This window comes from Staphylococcus sp. HMSC071G07 (assembly GCF_001811435.1).
GTDB lineage: Bacteria > Bacillota > Bacilli > Staphylococcales > Staphylococcaceae > Staphylococcus > Staphylococcus pettenkoferi.
In genome coordinates this window covers 1-16,973 of sequence record NZ_KV804756.1, presented here as the reverse complement: position 1 = coordinate 16,973, position 16,973 = coordinate 1, and the positions used below count along the sequence as shown (strand labels likewise).

General features: G+C 38.9%; 25 protein-coding genes and 1 pseudogene. 25 read left to right on the top strand and 1 reads right to left on the bottom strand.

What is annotated here, in order from left to right; all coding sequences use genetic code 11:
* The first annotated feature begins 15 nt into the window (after positions 1 to 15).
* The 19 genes from rplF to rpsI all read left to right on the top strand — a co-directional run bounded on the left by rplF (position 16) and on the right by rpsI (position 11,632).
* A complete protein-coding gene (rplF, locus tag HMPREF2802_RS02400) occupies positions 16 to 552 on the top strand; it encodes a 50S ribosomal protein L6 (protein WP_002471299.1) in 537 nt (178 codons plus the stop codon).
* Between the two features lie 31 nt (positions 553 to 583).
* Entirely contained in the window at positions 584 to 946 is a 363-nt protein-coding gene (rplR, locus tag HMPREF2802_RS02395; protein WP_002471319.1) for a 50S ribosomal protein L18, read from the top strand.
* A 21-nt stretch (positions 947 to 967) separates the two neighbouring features.
* On the top strand, positions 968 to 1,468 hold the full coding sequence (gene rpsE, locus HMPREF2802_RS02390; RefSeq protein ID WP_002471257.1) for a 30S ribosomal protein S5: 501 nt from the start codon (positions 968 to 970) through the stop codon (positions 1,466 to 1,468).
* 16 nt (positions 1,469 to 1,484) lie between these two features.
* On the top strand, positions 1,485 to 1,664 hold the full coding sequence (rpmD, locus tag HMPREF2802_RS02385) for a 50S ribosomal protein L30 (RefSeq protein WP_002471339.1): 180 nt from the start codon (positions 1,485 to 1,487) through the stop codon (positions 1,662 to 1,664).
* 16 nt (positions 1,665 to 1,680) lie between these two features.
* Positions 1,681 to 2,121, top strand: a complete 441-nt coding sequence (gene rplO, locus HMPREF2802_RS02380) for a 50S ribosomal protein L15 (RefSeq protein WP_002471248.1) — start codon at positions 1,681 to 1,683, stop codon at positions 2,119 to 2,121.
* On the top strand, positions 2,121 to 3,413 hold the full coding sequence (secY, locus tag HMPREF2802_RS02375; protein WP_049407667.1) for a preprotein translocase subunit SecY: 1,293 nt from the start codon (positions 2,121 to 2,123) through the stop codon (positions 3,411 to 3,413). The genes rplO and secY overlap by 1 nt, the downstream gene beginning before the upstream one ends.
* A 17-nt stretch (positions 3,414 to 3,430) precedes the next feature.
* Positions 3,431 to 4,081 (top strand): adenylate kinase, encoded by a 651-nt coding sequence (locus HMPREF2802_RS02370; protein WP_002471357.1) that lies wholly within the window; start codon positions 3,431 to 3,433, stop codon positions 4,079 to 4,081.
* A gap of 165 nt (positions 4,082 to 4,246) precedes the next feature.
* The gene (gene infA, locus HMPREF2802_RS02365) at positions 4,247 to 4,465 is read left to right on the top strand and encodes a translation initiation factor IF-1 (RefSeq protein WP_002471350.1); all 219 of its coding nucleotides are present in this window, start codon (positions 4,247 to 4,249) and stop codon (positions 4,463 to 4,465) included.
* 31 nt (positions 4,466 to 4,496) lie between these two features.
* Positions 4,497 to 4,610, top strand: a complete 114-nt coding sequence (rpmJ, locus tag HMPREF2802_RS02360) for a 50S ribosomal protein L36 (protein WP_002471372.1) — start codon at positions 4,497 to 4,499, stop codon at positions 4,608 to 4,610.
* 22 nt (positions 4,611 to 4,632) lie between these two features.
* Positions 4,633 to 4,998 (top strand): 30S ribosomal protein S13, encoded by a 366-nt coding sequence (gene rpsM / locus HMPREF2802_RS02355; protein WP_002471272.1) that lies wholly within the window; start codon positions 4,633 to 4,635, stop codon positions 4,996 to 4,998.
* 23 nt (positions 4,999 to 5,021) lie between these two features.
* Complete coding sequence (gene rpsK / locus HMPREF2802_RS02350; protein WP_002471279.1) at positions 5,022 to 5,411, top strand: 30S ribosomal protein S11; 390 nt, start codon at positions 5,022 to 5,024, stop codon at positions 5,409 to 5,411.
* A 76-nt stretch (positions 5,412 to 5,487) separates the two neighbouring features.
* Positions 5,488 to 6,432: a DNA-directed RNA polymerase subunit alpha gene (locus HMPREF2802_RS02345; RefSeq protein ID WP_049407669.1), complete on the top strand. Its 945-nt coding sequence runs from the start codon at positions 5,488 to 5,490 to the stop codon at positions 6,430 to 6,432.
* 23 nt (positions 6,433 to 6,455) lie between these two features.
* Positions 6,456 to 6,824: a 50S ribosomal protein L17 gene (gene rplQ / locus HMPREF2802_RS02340; RefSeq protein ID WP_002471309.1), complete on the top strand. Its 369-nt coding sequence runs from the start codon at positions 6,456 to 6,458 to the stop codon at positions 6,822 to 6,824.
* Positions 6,825 to 7,308: 484 nt separating this feature from the next.
* On the top strand, positions 7,309 to 8,118 hold the full coding sequence (locus HMPREF2802_RS02335; protein WP_002471351.1) for an energy-coupling factor transporter ATPase: 810 nt from the start codon (positions 7,309 to 7,311) through the stop codon (positions 8,116 to 8,118).
* Positions 8,115 to 8,975: an energy-coupling factor transporter ATPase gene (locus HMPREF2802_RS02330; protein ID WP_002471289.1), complete on the top strand. Its 861-nt coding sequence runs from the start codon at positions 8,115 to 8,117 to the stop codon at positions 8,973 to 8,975. The genes HMPREF2802_RS02335 and HMPREF2802_RS02330 overlap by 4 nt, the downstream gene beginning before the upstream one ends.
* Entirely contained in the window at positions 8,965 to 9,771 is an 807-nt protein-coding gene (locus HMPREF2802_RS02325) for an energy-coupling factor transporter transmembrane component T family protein (RefSeq protein ID WP_002471315.1), read from the top strand. The genes HMPREF2802_RS02330 and HMPREF2802_RS02325 overlap by 11 nt, the downstream gene beginning before the upstream one ends.
* A 6-nt stretch (positions 9,772 to 9,777) precedes the next feature.
* On the top strand, positions 9,778 to 10,581 hold the full coding sequence (gene truA, locus HMPREF2802_RS02320) for a tRNA pseudouridine(38-40) synthase TruA (RefSeq protein WP_070502635.1): 804 nt from the start codon (positions 9,778 to 9,780) through the stop codon (positions 10,579 to 10,581).
* 201 nt (positions 10,582 to 10,782) lie between these two features.
* Positions 10,783 to 11,220: a 50S ribosomal protein L13 gene (rplM, locus tag HMPREF2802_RS02315; RefSeq protein WP_002471364.1), complete on the top strand. Its 438-nt coding sequence runs from the start codon at positions 10,783 to 10,785 to the stop codon at positions 11,218 to 11,220.
* Positions 11,221 to 11,239: 19 nt separating this feature from the next.
* A complete protein-coding gene (rpsI, locus tag HMPREF2802_RS02310) occupies positions 11,240 to 11,632 on the top strand; it encodes a 30S ribosomal protein S9 (RefSeq protein WP_002471323.1) in 393 nt (130 codons plus the stop codon).
* Positions 11,633 to 11,698: 66 nt separating this feature from the next.
* On the opposite strand, the gene HMPREF2802_RS02305 is transcribed toward rpsI, so the two are convergent.
* Positions 11,699 to 12,433, bottom strand: coding sequence for an NAD-dependent protein deacylase (locus HMPREF2802_RS02305; protein ID WP_070502711.1), 735 nt, complete (start codon positions 12,431 to 12,433; stop codon positions 11,699 to 11,701).
* A gap of 157 nt (positions 12,434 to 12,590) precedes the next feature.
* Here HMPREF2802_RS02305 and HMPREF2802_RS02300 point away from each other — a divergent pair, with 157 nt between their 5' ends.
* From HMPREF2802_RS02300 to HMPREF2802_RS11790, 6 genes and pseudogenes are all read left to right on the top strand, one after another.
* Positions 12,591 to 13,349 (top strand): DeoR/GlpR family DNA-binding transcription regulator, encoded by a 759-nt coding sequence (locus HMPREF2802_RS02300; protein ID WP_070502634.1) that lies wholly within the window; start codon positions 12,591 to 12,593, stop codon positions 13,347 to 13,349.
* Between the two features lie 416 nt (positions 13,350 to 13,765).
* Complete coding sequence (lacA, locus tag HMPREF2802_RS11970) at positions 13,766 to 14,194, top strand: galactose-6-phosphate isomerase subunit LacA (protein ID WP_070502633.1); 429 nt, start codon at positions 13,766 to 13,768, stop codon at positions 14,192 to 14,194.
* Positions 14,195 to 14,206: 12 nt separating this feature from the next.
* The gene (gene lacB, locus HMPREF2802_RS11965) at positions 14,207 to 14,722 is read left to right on the top strand and encodes a galactose-6-phosphate isomerase subunit LacB (RefSeq protein ID WP_002471312.1); all 516 of its coding nucleotides are present in this window, start codon (positions 14,207 to 14,209) and stop codon (positions 14,720 to 14,722) included.
* Between the two features lie 30 nt (positions 14,723 to 14,752).
* On the top strand, positions 14,753 to 15,067 hold the full coding sequence (locus HMPREF2802_RS02285) for a PTS lactose/cellobiose transporter subunit IIA (RefSeq protein ID WP_070502632.1): 315 nt from the start codon (positions 14,753 to 14,755) through the stop codon (positions 15,065 to 15,067).
* 5 nt (positions 15,068 to 15,072) lie between these two features.
* Positions 15,073 to 16,812 carry a lactose-specific PTS transporter subunit EIIC gene (locus HMPREF2802_RS02280; RefSeq protein WP_070502631.1) on the top strand — a complete coding sequence of 580 codons (1,740 nt, stop codon included), beginning with the start codon at positions 15,073 to 15,075 and terminating at the stop codon, positions 16,810 to 16,812.
* An 18-nt stretch (positions 16,813 to 16,830) separates the two neighbouring features.
* Positions 16,831 to 16,932: pseudogene (locus HMPREF2802_RS11790) on the top strand (family 1 glycosylhydrolase); the annotation flags it as partial.
* Positions 16,933 to 16,973 lie beyond the last annotated feature (41 nt).

Below are 16,973 nucleotides of genomic sequence, written 5' to 3'. Positions count from 1 at the left end.
AGGAGGTGCGATAACATGAGTCGTGTTGGTAAAAAAGTAATCGAAATCCCTAATGACGTAACAGTTTCTATCGACAACAATACAGTGACTGTTAAAGGTCCTAAAGGCGAATTATCAAAAACATTAAGTGAGAGAATGACTTACAAACAAGAAGATAACGCATTAGAAGTTATCCGACCTACTGATTCTCAAGAAGACAGAACAGTACACGGTACAACTCGTGCTTTAATCAACAATATGGTACTTGGTGTATCACAAGGTTTCAGCAAGTCTCTTGAACTTGTTGGTGTAGGTTACCGTGCTCAAATGCAAGGTGAGAACTTAGTACTTAACGTTGGTTACTCTCACCCAGTAGAAATCAAAGCTGAAGACGGTATCAGCTTCTCAGTTGAAAAGAACACAAACGTGACGGTATCTGGTATTTCTAAAGAATTAGTTGGAGCTACTGCTTCAAACATCCGTTCAGTAAGACCTCCAGAACCTTACAAAGGTAAAGGTATTCGCTACAAAGATGAATACGTTCGCCGCAAAGAAGGTAAGACTGGTAAATAATAAATAACACTCTATAGAAAGGAGTATTGACATGATCAGCAAAATTGATAAAAACAAAGTACGTTTAAAAAGACATGCTCGTGTTCGTACTAAATTATCTGGTACAGCTGAGAAGCCTCGTTTAAACGTTTATCGTTCAAACAAACACATCTATGCTCAAGTTATCGATGATGTTAAAGGCGAAACTTTAGCACAAGCTTCAACTAAAGATAAAGAACTTGCTAACGAATCAGGTTCTAAAGTTGAAATGGCTTCTAAAGTAGGCGCAGCAGTCGCTAAAAGAGCTCAAGACAAAGGAATCTCTACAATCGTATTTGACCGTGGAGGTTACTTATATCACGGACGCGTGAAAGCTTTAGCAGAAGCTGCACGTGAAAACGGATTAGAATTTTAATTTAAAAGGAGGGACACTTAAATGGCTCGCAGAGATGAAGAAACTAAAGAATTTGAAGAACGCGTTGTAACGATTAACCGTGTTGCTAAAGTTGTAAAAGGTGGACGTAATTTCCGTTTCACTGCATTAGTTGTAGTCGGAGACAAGAATGGTCGCGTAGGTTTCGGTACTGGTAAATCTAAAGAGGTACCTGAAGCGATCAAGAAAGCTGTTGAAGATGCTAAGAAAGAACTTATCGAAGTTCCTCGTGTTGAAGGTACTACACCTCACACAATCACAGGACGCTATGGTTCAGGAAATGTCTTCATGAAACCAGCTGCTCCTGGTACTGGTGTAATCGCTGGTGGTCCAGTTCGTGCCGTACTTGAATTAGCAGGTATCACTGACATTTTAAGTAAATCATTAGGTTCAAACACACCTATCAACATGGTGCGTGCAACAATTAACGGTTTACAAAATCTTAAAAACGCTGAAGATGTTGCTAAATTACGCGGCAAATCAGTTGAAGAACTTTACAATTAAGGAGGGAATATAAGTTATGGCTAAATTACAAATTACCCTCAGTCGTAGTGTGATTGGTCGTCCAGAAACTCAACGCAAAACAGTTGAAGCACTTGGATTAAAAAAGACTAACTCTACAGTAGTTGTTGAAGACAACCCAGCAATTCGTGGTCAAATCGACAAAGTAAGTCACTTATTGACTGTTGAAGAAAAATAATTAAGGAGGTGCCGAAATGAAATTACATGAGTTAAAACCAGCAGAAGGTTCTCGTAAAGAACGCAACCGCGTAGGTCGTGGTGCAGCTACAGGTAATGGTAAGACAAGTGGTCGTGGACAAAAAGGTCAAAAAGCACGTTCAGGCGGTAATATCAAACCAGGCTTCGAAGGTGGCCAATTACCTCTATTCCGTCGTTTACCTAAACGTGGTTTCACTAACATCAACCGCAAAGAGTATGCTATTGTTAACTTAGACCAACTCAATAAATTTGAAGATGGTACTGAAGTAACTCCTGCTCTTTTAGTTGAATCTGGTGTAGTGAAGAACGAGAAATCAGGTGTTAAAATCCTAGGAAAAGGTTCACTAGAGAAAAAATTAACAGTGAAAGCTCATAAATTCTCTGCTTCTGCAGCAGAAGCAATTGATGCTAAAGGCGGAGTACACGAGGTGATTTAATGTTTCAAACGCTCGTGAACTTCTTCAAGACTAAAGAAGTTCGTAATAAAATATTTTTTACTCTCGCGATGTTAGTTATTTTCAAAATTGGTACTTATATACCAGCACCGGGCGTAAACCCTAATGCCTTTGATCAGCAACAAGGTTCTCAAGGTGTCACTGATCTGTTAAATACATTCGGTGGCGGCGCCTTGAAGAACTTTTCAATCTTTGCGATGGGAATTATGCCATATATCACTGCTTCTATCGTTATGCAGTTATTACAAATGGACATTGTTCCTAAGTTCTCAGAGTGGGCAAAACAAGGTGATGTAGGGCGGAAGAAATTAACGAACGTAACTCGTTATTTCGCCGTTATACTTGCTTTCGTTCAATCTATTGGTATGGCATTCCAGTTCAATAACTATTTGAAAGGTGCTTTGCTCATTGATCAAAGCATCATGAGTTATCTACTCATTGCAGTAGTATTAACGACTGGAACTGCGTTTCTTATGTGGTTGGGTGAACAAATCACTCAATTTGGTGTTGGTAACGGTATTTCAATTATTATCTTCGCCGGTATCCTGTCAACATTACCGTCGTCAATTAACCAATTCTATCAACAAGCCTTTGTAGGCGCTGAAGATGTCTCAATGGCATGGTTGAAAGTTATTGGTCTTATCGTCGGTTTGATACTATTAACTATTGGTGCGATTTACGTACTACAAGCTTTACGTAAAGTGCCAATTCAGTATGCGAAGAAACAATCAGCACAAAGAATAGGTTCACAAGCAACGTATTTACCTTTAAAGGTCAACTCTGCAGGGGTTATTCCGGTAATCTTTGCGATGGCGTTCTTCTTACTTCCTAGAACGTTAACGCTCTTCTTCCCTGATGCAGATTGGGCACAGAAAGTTTCAAGTGTAGCCAATCCATCAAATAATATCGGAATGATAGTTTATATTATCTTGATCATCGCATTCACTTATTTCTATGCTTTCGTTCAAGTTAACCCTGAAAAGATGGCTGACAACCTTAAGAAACAAGGAAGTTATGTTCCAGGAATTCGTCCTGGTGAACAAACTAAAAAATATATTACTAAAGTCTTGTATCGTTTAACTTTCGTTGGCTCTATCTTCTTAGCAGTCGTAGCGATATTACCAATCCTAGCGACGAAGCTTATGGGCTTGCCACAATCCATCCAGGTCGGTGGTACAAGCTTACTCATCGTTATCGGTGTTGCTATTGAAACGATGAAGAGTCTAGAAGCACAAGTGAGTCAGAAAGAATATCGAGGCTTTGGTCGTAGATAATCTGTAGGAGGGCACTTATGAATATCATTTTAATGGGTTTACCTGGTGCAGGAAAAGGAACTCAAGCGAGTGAAATCGTAAAGAAATATCCAATCCCTCATATATCTACTGGTGATATGTTCCGTAAAGCGATTCGTGAAGAAACTGAGCTTGGTAAGAAAGCGAAGTCATTCATGGATCGTGGCGAATTAGTACCAGATGAGGTGACTGTTGGTATCGTTAAAGAAAGACTTTCTGAAGACGATGCTAAGAAAGGATTCTTACTCGATGGATTTCCTCGTACAATTGATCAAGCCGAAGCACTCAACGACATTATGAGTGACTTAAATCGTGAAATCGAAGCTGTGATCAACATTGAAGTTCCAGAAGAGGAATTGATGAATCGCCTAACTGGTCGCAGAATTTGTGAAAAATGTGGTACTACGTATCATCTTGTGTTCAATCCTCCGAAAGTTGAAGGTGTATGTGATCTTGATGGCGGTAAATTATATCAACGTGAAGATGACAACCCTGAAACTGTTTCAAATCGTCTGAAAGTCAATATTAAACAATCTAAACCGATCTTAGAGTACTATGATCAAAAAGGTGTATTGAAAAATATTGACGGAGCTAAAGATATCGATGATGTCACTTCAGATGTGATTCAAATCTTAGATGATTTAAAATAATGTGTGAAAGTTAAGTTAGACTCATTTAATCTTTACGAGAGTGACGATATGTACATTCTTGATGTTTAAGTGCTGACACTTAGCACTTTTAAAATGAAAGAAATTTCATTAACACAGTATTATCCATCCAAGATCATGAACTATTGCAAAAGGAGGAAGTAACCGATGGCAAAACAAGATGTAATCGAACTTGAAGGTACAGTATTAGATACTTTACCAAATGCAATGTTTAAAGTAGAATTAGAAAATGGTCATGAAATTTTAGCACATGTGAGTGGTAAAATTAGAATGAATTATATTCGTATTCTACCTGGTGACAAAGTAACTGTTGAAATGTCTCCGTACGATTTATCTAAAGGTAGAATCACTTACCGTTATAAATAATCGTCACTCCATAATATAGGGAGGTATAAAAATGAAAGTAAGACCATCAGTAAAACCAATTTGCGAAAAATGTAAAGTCATTAAACGTAAAGGTAAAGTAATGGTAATTTGTAGCAATCCTAAGCACAAACAAAAACAAGGATAATAAAAGAGAGGTGTAATCAAATATGGCACGTATTGCAGGAATCGATATTCCTCGTGAAAAACGAGTTGTTATTTCATTAACTTATATATACGGTATCGGTACTTCAACTGCTAACAAAATTGTTGAAGAAGCTAACGTTTCAGCAGATACTCGTGTAAAAGATTTAACAGATGACGAATTAGGTCGTATCCGTGAAGTAGTAGACGGTTACAAAGTTGAAGGTGACTTACGTCGTGAGAAAAACTTAAACATTAAACGTTTAATGGAAATCTCTTCTTACCGTGGTATCCGTCACCGTCGTGGCTTACCAGTTCGTGGTCAAAAGACTAAAAACAATGCTCGTACACGTAAAGGCCCAGTTAAGACTGTAGCTAATAAGAAAAAATAATAGGTAAAGGAGGCAGAATATAAATGGCACGTAAACAAGTATCTCGTAAACGTAAAGTCAAAAAGAATATTGAGAACGGTGTAGCGCACATCCGTTCAACATTCAATAACACAATCGTAACTATTACTGACGAATTCGGTAATGCATTATCATGGTCATCAGCAGGTGCACTTGGTTTCAAAGGTTCTAAAAAATCAACACCATTTGCTGCACAAATGGCTTCAGAAACAGCTTCAAAATCTGCAATGGAACATGGTCTAAAAACTGTAGAAGTAACTGTTAAAGGTCCTGGACCTGGTCGTGAATCAGCTATCCGTGCGTTACAATCAGCTGGTTTAGAAGTTACTGCTATCCGTGACGTAACTCCAGTTCCACATAACGGTTGTCGTCCACCAAAACGTCGTCGCGTATAATTTTTGATTGTTATTGTCCGAGGGCACTGAGCAACAGTAAATAATAAGTCGACGTATTCGAGGAGGATATTATTAAATGATAGAAATCGAAAAACCTAGAATTGAAACAATTGAAATTAGTGAAGATGCTAAATTCGGTAAGTTCGTTGTTGAACCACTTGAACGTGGCTACGGTACTACACTAGGAAACTCCTTACGTCGTATCCTACTATCTTCATTACCAGGTGCAGCCGTTAAATATATCGAAATCGAAGGCGTATTACACGAGTTCTCAGCAATCGATAATGTAGTTGAAGATGTTTCAACAATTATTATGAACATCAAGAAACTAGCTTTAAAAATCTATTCTGAAGAAGATAAGACGCTAGAAATCGATGTTAAAAATGAAGGCGAAGTAACTGCAAGCGACATTACACATGATAGTGATGTTGAAATACTAAATCCTGATCTTAAGATTGCAACGGTTTCTAACGGTGGTCATTTAAAAATCCGTCTAGTTGCAAACAAGGGTAGAGGTTACGCATTAGCAGAACAAAACAACACTAGTGATTTACCAATTGGAGTTATTCCTGTTGATTCACTTTATTCTCCAGTTGAACGTGTAAACTACACAGTAGAGAATACACGTGTTGGACAAAGCAGTGATTTCGACAAACTCACACTAGATGTTTGGACTAACGGTTCTATTACGCCACAAGAGTCAGTTTCATTAGCAGCAAAAATTATGACTGAACACTTGAACATCTTTGTAGGATTAACTGATGAAGCACAAAATGCTGAAATCATGATTGAAAAAGAGGAAGACCAAAAAGAAAAAGTACTTGAAATGTCTATCGAAGAATTAGACTTATCAGTACGTTCTTATAACTGTCTTAAACGTGCAGGCATCAATACTGTTCAAGAGTTAGCAGATAAATCTGAAGCAGATATGATGAAAGTACGTAACTTAGGTCGTAAATCTCTAGAAGAAGTTAAATACAAACTCGAAGATTTAGGACTTGGACTCAGAAAAGAAGATTAATATAGAATAAAGGAGGTTAACTCATGGCTTACAGAAAACTAGGACGCACTTCTGATCAACGTAAAGCAATGCTTCGCGACTTAGCGACTTCATTAATCGTAAGTGAGCGTGTTGAAACTACAGAAGCTCGCGCAAAAGAATTACGCAAAATCGTAGAAAAATTAATCACTTTAGGTAAAAAAGGTGATTTAGCATCTCGTCGTAACGCTGCTAAAACATTACGCAACGTTAAAATCTTAAACGAAGATGAAACAACTCAAACTGCACTTCAAAAATTATTCGGCGAAATCGCTGAACGTTACACTGAACGTCAAGGCGGATACACTCGTATCCTTAAAGTAGGTCCTCGTCGTGGTGATGGTGCTGAATCAGTAATCATCGAACTCGTATAATTAAGATAGAAACGATTCTTTAAATACACTAACTACTATATTTAAAGCAAATGAGTGCAATGATAATGTTTGCCACATACAAATATTGTCTAGCTCAGAGCACCCCATCCAACTAAATTTGAACTAAGCGTGAACTCATGATGGGGTGCGCGCTTTTTTATATTCAGCTATATATAACGAAACCTTTTATCGTTATAGAGCAGTCAGGTAATGAGCTCATCAATCTATTTAATGAGCTTATTCATACATAATTCAGGTATAGTGAAACATATCGACATAACCCGTGGATGACTCACAACATCATCTGCGGGTTAAATCGTTTCAGACTGGTAAACTTTAATGATAGTGGAAGTGAGTTAGTCTGACAGAATAGAATGTAACCCAACATATTCGTACACGGACTCGTCCATCGTCTAGTCATATACACTAAAGGGTAATTCGTGTACAATATATAGCAAGTGCAAGATAAACGGAGGTTCAAAGCATGGAAAGCTTCGATTCGGTAATCGCGTTTGAAGATATTTCCTTTCGATATCAAGAGGAAGGACCCGCAATATTAGAACATATTAACTTTGATATCCCACGTGGCAAATGGACGTCCATAGTGGGACATAATGGATCAGGCAAGTCAACTTTGACTAAACTGATGATGGGAATAGAACATCCTCAAGAAGGGCAGATCTATTTCAATCAACAACCGATATCCGATATGGAATTAGAAACGTTACGTAAACATATTGGAATTGTCTTTCAGAATCCTGAGAACCAATTTGTCGGCTCCACTGTTGAATTTGATGTTGCGTTTGGTTTGGAGAATCATGCGACAGATTACGAAACGATGCACCGAATCGTTCCACAGGTGTTGGAAGATGTGAATATGCTTCAATACAAAGACAGCGAACCCTCCGCGTTATCTGGTGGACAGAAGCAACGCGTCGCAATTGCAGGCGTGCTTGCTCTAAACACGGACGTCATTATTTTAGATGAAGCAACCTCTATGCTAGATCCTGAAGGTCGCAATGAGCTTCTCTCATTGATTAAAAGGCTACAGGCAGAGAAGAATGTAACGATCATCTCAATCACACATGATTTAAGTGAAGTCGTTGATTCTGATTATATGATCGTGATTGATCAAGGGCGCGTTTATACAGAAGGATCACCTCGATCTGTTTTTGATTCACAACATGATTTAGAACACATTGGTCTCGATTTGCCCTTTGCGATGCGTATTTATAAAGCTATAGGGCATGAGACTCAATATGTGACCTATGACGAGTTGGTGAAGATGTTATGATGATTCATTTTCAAGAAGTAGAGCAAGTGTATCAACCAAAGACGCCTCATGAGTTTGTCGCATTAAAAAACGTCACTACACAGTTTGACGAAGGTAAATATTACGCGATCATCGGACATACAGGCTCAGGAAAGTCCACACTTATCCAACATATCAATGGCTTGCTGAAACCGACTAAAGGGTCAGTCGATGTCAATGGCACGCGTATTACCGCGAAGACGAAAGACAAAGCTTTACGAGATATTCGCAAACATGTAGGAATGGTCTTCCAATTTCCTGAATCTCAACTCTTCGAAGACAATGTAGAACGTGAAATTCGCTTTGGTCCGCAGAACTTCAAGATGGATCAAGAAGAAGTGCTCAAGCGGGCGAAAGCCTTATTCAAAGAGTTTGGCTTTCAGGAAGATATTATGGCGCGCTCGCCGTTCCAGATGTCTGGGGGTCAAATGCGCAAGATCGCATTAACTTCAATATTAGCTATGGATCCTAACGTGATCATACTCGACGAACCTACTGCAGGCCTAGATCCACATAGTAAGTTGCAAGTGATGCAATTGATTAAAAGGCTACAGAAAGAAGAAGGCAAGACGATCATTCTGATATCACATGAGATGAATGATGTAGCTCAATATGCAGATGAGGTCAAAGTGATGCGACAGGGTCAAGTGGTTGAGACATTGACACCACGTGAGTTGTTTAGCGACGCAACTAGAGTTGAATCGCTCCATTTAGAGTTGCCTGATATCGTTCAACTTCAGAGAGAGGTTGAACAGCGTCATCAAATGAAATTTGAACGTACAGCTTTAACTGAAGAAGAATTTGTAGCGATGTATAAGGAGTGGCAGCATGAAAGATAAATTTATACTCGGCCGCTATTTACCGTTAGACAGTCTCATTCATCGTTTAGATCCACGCGCGAAGTTTATCTTTGTCTTTCTGTTTATTATACTCGTCTTTTTCGCTCACTCGGTTGCGACTTATCTATGGCTATTCCTGCTGATCTTTACAGCCATGCAGCTTGCGAAGATTCGACCATGGTATATAGTAAAAGGGCTAACTCCATTGTGGATATTTTTAGCGCTCACCTTTGTGATGCACCTCTTTCTTACTAAGGGAGGTACACGCTTAGCTCAAGTGGGCATGATATCGATTGATTCCAATGGGATTATTGAAGGAATCTACATTGTGCTGCGATTGATGTTCATCATGATGATTTCAACCATTTTAACATTGTCTACAAGCCCGTTAGATTTAACTCATGCCTTTGATAAACTACTTTCGCCATTAAAGTTGGTCAAAGTACCCGTGCAACAGTTGAGTCTGATGATGTCGATTGCTTTACGCTTTATACCGACGTTAATGGAAGAGTTAGACAAGATTATTCTTGCGCAGAAATCTCGTGGATCTGAAATCAGTTCAGGAAGTCTCATCACACGGTTGCGGGCTTTCGTACCTTTATTAATCCCGCTATTTATCTCGGCATTTCAGCGAGCAGAAGATTTAGCGATCGCGATGGAAGTGAGAGGGTATGATGTTGATCGAGAACGTACCAACTACCGTCGACTCCACTGGAAATTCAAGGATACTTGCTTCCTACTGTCGATCATTCCAATCGCACTTATTCTATTTGGATTAAAATACTTAGGAGTGTAATTACTAATGCGTGTATTAGTCAATATAGCGTATATGGGTCGTGACTATTTAGGATTTCAAATTCAACAGAATGGTTGTACGATTCAACAACAATTTGAAAAGATATTGAAACGTATGCACAAGCGTCATGTGCGCATACATCCGACAAGTCGTACTGATCGAGGTGTGCATGCGTTAAATCAATACTTTCACTTTGATACGGAGTTAAATATCACACCTGAGAAGTGGCAATATGCGATGAATAGTGCTTTGCCAGATGATATTTACGTGCACGATATTCAGTTTGTGAGTGATGACTTCCACTGCCGTTATGATTGTGTAGGGAAGACGTATCGCTACAAGATCTATCAAGGCGCACACAAAGATCCCTTTCAAAGTGGACTAAAAACGTACATCCCTTATCAGCTGGATATTGAGTCGATGCAAGAAGCGGCACAAGCTTTCGTTGGCACGCATGATTTCACAGGCTTTTGTTCTCAAAAGACAGAGGTCGAAAGTAAAGTGCGAACACTCTATGAAAGCCGAGTAGAAGTCACTGATGACGGCTTTGATTATGTCGTGACAGGTTCAGGCTTTCTTTATAATATGGTCCGTGTACTGGTCGCATTTTTACTCCAAGTTGGGCAAGGTAAGAAACGTCCTGAAGATGTGCCGCGGCTATTAGAAGCTAAAGATCGTAACCAGATGCCATTTACTGCTCCGGCAGCAGGTTTGTATTTAGAAAAAGTCTATTTATCGCCAGAATCCTTAATACAAGACTTTGGCAAAGATATACGTATACATCGAAAAAAATCATTAGAAAATGACTGAATGACATTGACAAAATGGGTTATAAATTATACGATTATTAACGGTATTGTTTTATATCACCCCACGATAAGCCCCGGAAACTTATTGTGTTACAAGATATAGAAGCAGGTAGAACTAACAGTAATTAATAAATGAAATCTAAGCTTTAAATCGTAACAACATTTAATGAGATAACCATTTATTTACTAGGAGGACAATATTATGCGTCAAACATTTATGGCTAACGAATCAAATATTGAACGCAAATGGTATGTTATTGATGCGGCTGGACAAACGCTTGGTCGTCTTTCTTCAGAAGTAGCAGCTATTTTACGCGGTAAAAATAAAGTAACTTACACACCACACGTTGACACTGGTGACTATGTCATCATCATCAACGCTTCAGAAATTCAATTCACTGGTAGAAAGGACAAAGATAAAGTCTACTACCATCACTCAAATCACCCAGGCGGTATTAAATCAATCACTGCTGGTGAATTAAGAAAAAATAACCCTGAACGTTTATTAGAAACTTCAATCAAAGGTATGTTACCAAACACACGTTTAGGTGAAAAACAAGGCAAGAAATTATTTGTATATGGTGGCGCTGAACATCCACACGCTGCACAACAACCAGAAAACTACGAGTTACGTGGTTAATTAGAAGGAGGAAATTACATTGGCACAAGTTGAATATAGAGGCACAGGCCGTCGTAAAAACTCAGTAGCACGTGTTCGTTTAGTACCAGGTGAAGGTAACATCAAAGTAAACGAACGTGACGTACGCGATTACTTACCATTCGAATCTTTAATCTTAGACTTAAGTCAACCATTTGATGTAACTGAAACTAAAGGTAACTATGATGTATTAGTTAACGTTCATGGTGGTGGCTTCACTGGACAAGCACAAGCTATCCGTCACGGTATCGCTCGTGCATTATTAGAAGCAGACCCTGAATACAGAGGTTCTTTAAAACGCGCAGGTCTCTTAACTCGTGACCCACGTATGAAAGAACGTAAAAAACCAGGTCTTAAAAAAGCACGTCGTTCTCCACAATTCTCAAAACGTTAATTTGTGGTTCGATACGAAAACACTTCCCAAAGCGATGGGAAGTGTTTTTTTATCTTGATATTGAAATTATGATTTATCATTTAATGCTTCGACGACATCTACTATATCATCGTGGATGACTATGTCTGCTGAATTGTCGTAAGGTGTTTCATCTCGATTAATAATGACAAAATGGTCACCTTGGAAGTTGGAAACCAGTCCAGCTGCAGGTTGTACCACTAAAGAAGTGCCTAATACCACAAGTGTGTCAGCAGATGTTAATTTGTTTAATGCGCGACTAATCGTTTCCTGATTGAGCATTTCTCCATAAAGTACGATATCTGGACGAATAGGTCCACCACAACGCTCACACGCTTTTAGTGTCTTCTCCATAACTTCTTCTTTCGTATATTCAGCGTCACAATTTAAACAGTAGAAACGATTCAATGTACCATGTAGTTCATCGACATTATGACTACCTGCATCACTATGCAAACCATCGATGTTTTGCGTAATGACACCTAGCGCACGTCCTTCATCTTCAAGTTGTGCAATCCATTCATGGACAGGGTTAGGCGCTTTATCCGACATGAGTAAGCGTTTGTGCGTAAAGTTAATATAGCCTTCTGGATCTGCATTTAAATAATCACGGCTGAGCAAGTACTCTGGGGAGTAGCCATCTTTGGAAATCTCATCGAATAAACCACCCATTGAACGAAAGTCCGGAATGCCGCTAGCTACGGACACACCCGCGCCTGTGAAGAACACGATACGTTCTGATTCATCGATAATCGTCTTCAATTTAGTGATTTGATCTGTCATCATTAACACCTCTATTTGATATTTATCAGAGTTATTACCTTTATTATAATACATATGAGACATTTTACCTATTTAAGAAAAATGACTTAGAGTATGGTATAGTATGACATATTGATAGGACAATAATGAACGCTGATACGCAGAGCGAGGGATTGATGTGAATAAATTTGAACGACTCGAAGAAATTACGAAATTAATAAATAAAAAAGGGTCTGTGACGACAAATGAAATCGTCGCGGATTTAAATGTATCGGATATGACAGTGAGACGAGATTTGAGTGAACTTGAAGAACAAGGTGTGCTAACGAAGATATACGGAGGCGCACGCAGTAACGATTTAACTCAGTACAGAGAGCGTTCTCACAAGGAGAAACATACGGAACATGTGACGGAAAAAAGAACCATTGCCCATCAGGCGGCTGCGATTATTGAAGAAGGGGACAATATCTTCTTAGGACCGGGTACAACGATTGAAATTCTGGCCGAAGAAATTGATCATCAGAAGTTAACCGTCATTACCAATTGCTTGCCAGTATTCGAAATTCTAAATAAGAAGAAATCACTTGATTTTAAAGTCTTCCTACTAGGTGGCACTATGCGTGACATTACCCAATCTTTCGTAGGGGAGATGACGAATACAATATTGAGTAATCTGAAGTTTAATAAGATGTTCTTTAGCAGTAATGCGGTGAACAATGGCTATGCGATGACGTCTTCAGTCGAGGAAGCTTATACGCAACAACTCGCGTTAAATCATTCGCTTGAAACGTATTTGCTTGTAGATAGTTCTAAAGTCTTCAAAGAGGATTTCAATCAGTTCTGTGATATTACAGAAGTAACAGGTATATATACGGATGCGCTACGCAAGGATGCCATTGATTATTTGATGGATTACAATAAGAAGGTTTATTATTAAGCTTTATTTTGAAGTTGGCTGTTATGGTACGGAAAATACTGAAACTTTAAAGTAATGGATTTATTGCGACGATGCGACGATAGGTAGAGATGGGTATAGTGCTAGCGAGCTGGATAAAATGAAAAAGTTAAGAAGGATGAATAAGTAGAATGGTGACAAATAAAGTGTTGCTGTTCTACTTTTTTATGTTTCATAGATATGTATAGTGCCCAGAATTTCACGATAAAAATCTACGTAGTTGCAGATTCTAGACTCAATTCAATAGTTCAAGTTTTAGTCTCATTCAACAGCAGTAAGCATTTAATGTTTATTTATGTTGTTTTGTGTTGATTTATTGTTTGTTTATGTTTATACTAAAAGTGATCAAATAAAGCGCTTTCATCATTGATTAATATTCGAAGTGGGAAGGAATCGTCATGATTGTAGTTATTGGTTCTGACAATACAGGTGTCAGATTGAAAGATTTACTCATTAAGCACTTAAAGCAACAAGATTATGAAGTTGTGGATGCTACGCGTGAGCAAGAGCTGGATTTTGTAGATGCGACGTTATCCGTAACTCAAGCTTTGAAGCAACATAAGGATGCTTTAGCTATAGCGATCGATGCCTATGGAGTAGGGAGCTTTATTACAGCTACTAAAATTCCGGGTATTATTGCTGCTGAAGTTTCAGACGAACGCTCAGCATATATGACACGTGCACATAATAACTGTCAGCTCATCACTTTAGGTAGTGAAATTGTGGGTGATACGTTAGCCATCAACATCGTCGAAGCATTTTTAACAGCAGGGTATGATGGAGGACGACACCAAATCAGAGTAGATATGTTAAATCAAATGTGCTAAAGGAAGATGATTATGAAGATTGCGATTGGCTGTGACCATATTGTCACAGATACGAAGATGAATGTTTCTAAATACTTGAAAGATCAAGGTCACGAAGTTATCGATGTAGGAACGTATGACTTCGCGCGCACGCACTATCCTATATTTGGTCGAAAGGTCGGCGAGGCGGTCGTCCATCACGAAGCGGATCTTGGAATCTGTATTTGTGGAACCGGTGTAGGCATAACGAATGCTGCGAATAAAGTGCCTGGTGTGAGAGCAGGATTAGTTAAAGACCTGATGACTGCACGCTATTCTAAAGAACAGCTGAATGCAAATGTTATAGGTTTCGGCGGTCGAATCGTTGGAGAATTATTGCTGTTCGATTTAATTGATGCATTTATTGCAGCGGAGTATCAACCGACGCCTGAGAACCAGCTATTGATCGATAAGATGACTGAATTGGATAAGGTACGTGAGTATAATAGTGACGCTCATGTCTTTGATTCATTGTTGGAAAAGTGGAACAACGGCGAATACACAGATTGACAATTGAATAACTTTAAAAGGGTGATAAAGATGCAAAAAGAAGACGTACAAATGTTAGGTTTTGAAATTGTCGCATATGCAGGTGAAGCGAGATCTAAGTTTCTGGAGGCACTCCAAGCTGCTAAAGCTGGAGATATTGCAGGAGCTGAGTCACTCATAGAAGAAGGAAATCAAGTCATCACTAAAGCGCATAATGCACAAACGGAATTGTTAGCGAACGAAGCACAAGGTAATGATATTCCATATAGTGTAACAATGATGCACGGTCAAGATCACTTGATGACGACGCTTGCCATTCGAGATTTAATGACGCATATTATTGAACTATATCAAAGAGAGCGGTGAACAGCATGAACAGACTGATTGCACAAATTGAGAAAGCAAAGCCATTCTTTGAGAAGATCTCAAGAAATATTTACTTAAGAGCTATCAGAGACGGTTTTATTGCAGCGATGCCAGTAATCTTATTCTCTAGTTTATTCTTACTCATCGCTTTTGTACCAAATATCTTCGGTTTCACATGGTCTAAACATATGGAAGGCATCTTGATGAAGCCCTACAATTACACGATGGGGTTAGTAGCTATTCTGGTAGCTGGAACGACGGCGAAGTCTTTGACAGACTCCTACAATCGTAAGCTTAAAGCGAACCAGCAACTGAACTTTATTTCCATCATGTTAGCTGCTATGTGTGGATTTTTGCTACTTTCTGCTGAACAAGCTAAAGAGGGCGGGTATTTAAACGCCTTTATGGGTACGAAAGGTTTATTAACAGCATTTTTAGCAGCGTTTATCACAGTAGCTGTCTATAATTTCTGTATGAAGAAGAACATCACGATAAAGATGCCTAAAGAGGTACCTCCTAATATTTCTCAAGTGTTTAAGGATATCATACCTTTCTCTATCGTTATCCTTATACTCTATGGTTTAGATTTACTCATTCACTCATTCATCCATACTACAGTAGCTGAAGCTATTCTTAAATTATTTGAACCACTCTTTACTGCTGCGGATGGCTGGATTGGTATCACAATTATCTTTGGTGCCTTTGCGTTCTTCTGGTTCGTCGGTATACATGGTCCGTCTATAGTAGAACCAGCTATTGCTGCGATTACTTATGCAAATATTGAAACGAACTTCAAACTTTTACACGCAGGCATGCATGCAGATAAAGTTATTACCTCAGGTACACAAATGTTTATCGTTACATTAGGAGGTACGGGAGCCACACTTGTCGTACCATTCATGTTTATGTGGTTGACGAAATCGAAACGTAATAAGGCGATTGGAAGAGCCTCAGTCGTTCCTACATTCTTCGGAGTGAATGAGCCTATTCTGTTTGGTGCGCCACTCGTCTTAAACCCTATTTTCTTTATACCTTTTGTCTTTGCGCCGATTGCCAACGTCTGGATTTTCAAATTCTTCGTTGACGTATTAGGTATGAATAGCTTTAGTGTGAACTTACCGTGGACGACGCCAGGGCCTCTAGGTATCATCATGGGTACTGGATTTGGCGTATGGTCCTTCGTACTTGCTGCAGTTCTGATATTTGTAGACGTTACGATTTACTATCCTTTCTTAAAAGTATACGACAAAGGTATCTATTTAGAAGAACAAGAGAATGCTGATAATGCCTCAACGAAAGCGTTAGAAGAAAAAGTGAAAGCAAACTTTGACACGACAAAAGCAGAACAAATCATGAGTAACCAACAACAAGCAACAGAGAAATTAAATGAGGAGCATGAAGCGGTTGCCGCAAACACTTCATCTATTCAAGAAGAAACCAATGTCCTCGTTCTTTGTGCAGGTGGGGGCACGAGTGGTCTATTAACAAATGCTTTAAACAAAGCAGCAGCAGAATACCATCAACCTATCACTGCAGCGGCAGGAAGTTACGGTGCATATATGGATATTATGAAAGACTATCAGCTTGTCATTCTCGCACCACAAGTCGCATCCAACTATGAGGATATTAAATGCGACACCGATCGCTTAGGTATTAAATTAGCTAAAACGCAAGGTGTAGAATACATTAATTTAACTAGAAACGGTAAAGAAGCTCTAAAATTTGTGCAAAAACAATTTAATTAATTCAAAGGAGAGATAGAGATGATAGAACGATTTCCAGAGGACTTTATATTTGGTGGGGCTACAGCTGCGTATCAAGCTGAGGGTGCAACTCGCATAGACGGTAAAGGACGTGTCGGGTTCTGTTGCAAAGCTGAATTTATAGTATAATTTTAACAAAAAGG

What these genes read in the sequence shown, in the direction of transcription:
- rplF (WP_002471299.1), top strand. Translation starts at nt 16, where the DNA reads ATGAGTCGTGTTGGTAAAAAAGTAATCGAAATCCCTAATGACGTAACA.
- rplR (WP_002471319.1), top strand. Translation starts at nt 584, where the DNA reads ATGATCAGCAAAATTGATAAAAACAAAGTACGTTTAAAAAGACATGCT.
- rpsE (WP_002471257.1), top strand. Translation starts at nt 968, where the DNA reads ATGGCTCGCAGAGATGAAGAAACTAAAGAATTTGAAGAACGCGTTGTA.
- rpmD (WP_002471339.1), top strand. Translation starts at nt 1,485, where the DNA reads ATGGCTAAATTACAAATTACCCTCAGTCGTAGTGTGATTGGTCGTCCA.
- rplO (WP_002471248.1), top strand. Translation starts at nt 1,681, where the DNA reads ATGAAATTACATGAGTTAAAACCAGCAGAAGGTTCTCGTAAAGAACGC.
- secY (WP_049407667.1), top strand. Translation starts at nt 2,121, where the DNA reads ATGTTTCAAACGCTCGTGAACTTCTTCAAGACTAAAGAAGTTCGTAAT.
- HMPREF2802_RS02370 (WP_002471357.1), top strand. Translation starts at nt 3,431, where the DNA reads ATGAATATCATTTTAATGGGTTTACCTGGTGCAGGAAAAGGAACTCAA.
- infA (WP_002471350.1), top strand. Translation starts at nt 4,247, where the DNA reads ATGGCAAAACAAGATGTAATCGAACTTGAAGGTACAGTATTAGATACT.
- rpmJ (WP_002471372.1), top strand. Translation starts at nt 4,497, where the DNA reads ATGAAAGTAAGACCATCAGTAAAACCAATTTGCGAAAAATGTAAAGTC.
- rpsM (WP_002471272.1), top strand. Translation starts at nt 4,633, where the DNA reads ATGGCACGTATTGCAGGAATCGATATTCCTCGTGAAAAACGAGTTGTT.
- rpsK (WP_002471279.1), top strand. Translation starts at nt 5,022, where the DNA reads ATGGCACGTAAACAAGTATCTCGTAAACGTAAAGTCAAAAAGAATATT.
- HMPREF2802_RS02345 (WP_049407669.1), top strand. Translation starts at nt 5,488, where the DNA reads ATGATAGAAATCGAAAAACCTAGAATTGAAACAATTGAAATTAGTGAA.
- rplQ (WP_002471309.1), top strand. Translation starts at nt 6,456, where the DNA reads ATGGCTTACAGAAAACTAGGACGCACTTCTGATCAACGTAAAGCAATG.
- HMPREF2802_RS02335 (WP_002471351.1), top strand. Translation starts at nt 7,309, where the DNA reads ATGGAAAGCTTCGATTCGGTAATCGCGTTTGAAGATATTTCCTTTCGA.
- HMPREF2802_RS02330 (WP_002471289.1), top strand. Translation starts at nt 8,115, where the DNA reads ATGATGATTCATTTTCAAGAAGTAGAGCAAGTGTATCAACCAAAGACG.
- HMPREF2802_RS02325 (WP_002471315.1), top strand. Translation starts at nt 8,965, where the DNA reads ATGAAAGATAAATTTATACTCGGCCGCTATTTACCGTTAGACAGTCTC.
- truA (WP_070502635.1), top strand. Translation starts at nt 9,778, where the DNA reads ATGCGTGTATTAGTCAATATAGCGTATATGGGTCGTGACTATTTAGGA.
- rplM (WP_002471364.1), top strand. Translation starts at nt 10,783, where the DNA reads ATGCGTCAAACATTTATGGCTAACGAATCAAATATTGAACGCAAATGG.
- HMPREF2802_RS02305 (WP_070502711.1), bottom strand. Translation starts at nt 12,433, where the DNA reads ATGACAGATCAAATCACTAAATTGAAGACGATTATCGATGAATCAGAA.
- lacA (WP_070502633.1), top strand. Translation starts at nt 13,766, where the DNA reads ATGATTGTAGTTATTGGTTCTGACAATACAGGTGTCAGATTGAAAGAT.
- lacB (WP_002471312.1), top strand. Translation starts at nt 14,207, where the DNA reads ATGAAGATTGCGATTGGCTGTGACCATATTGTCACAGATACGAAGATG.
- HMPREF2802_RS02285 (WP_070502632.1), top strand. Translation starts at nt 14,753, where the DNA reads ATGCAAAAAGAAGACGTACAAATGTTAGGTTTTGAAATTGTCGCATAT.
- HMPREF2802_RS02280 (WP_070502631.1), top strand. Translation starts at nt 15,073, where the DNA reads ATGAACAGACTGATTGCACAAATTGAGAAAGCAAAGCCATTCTTTGAG.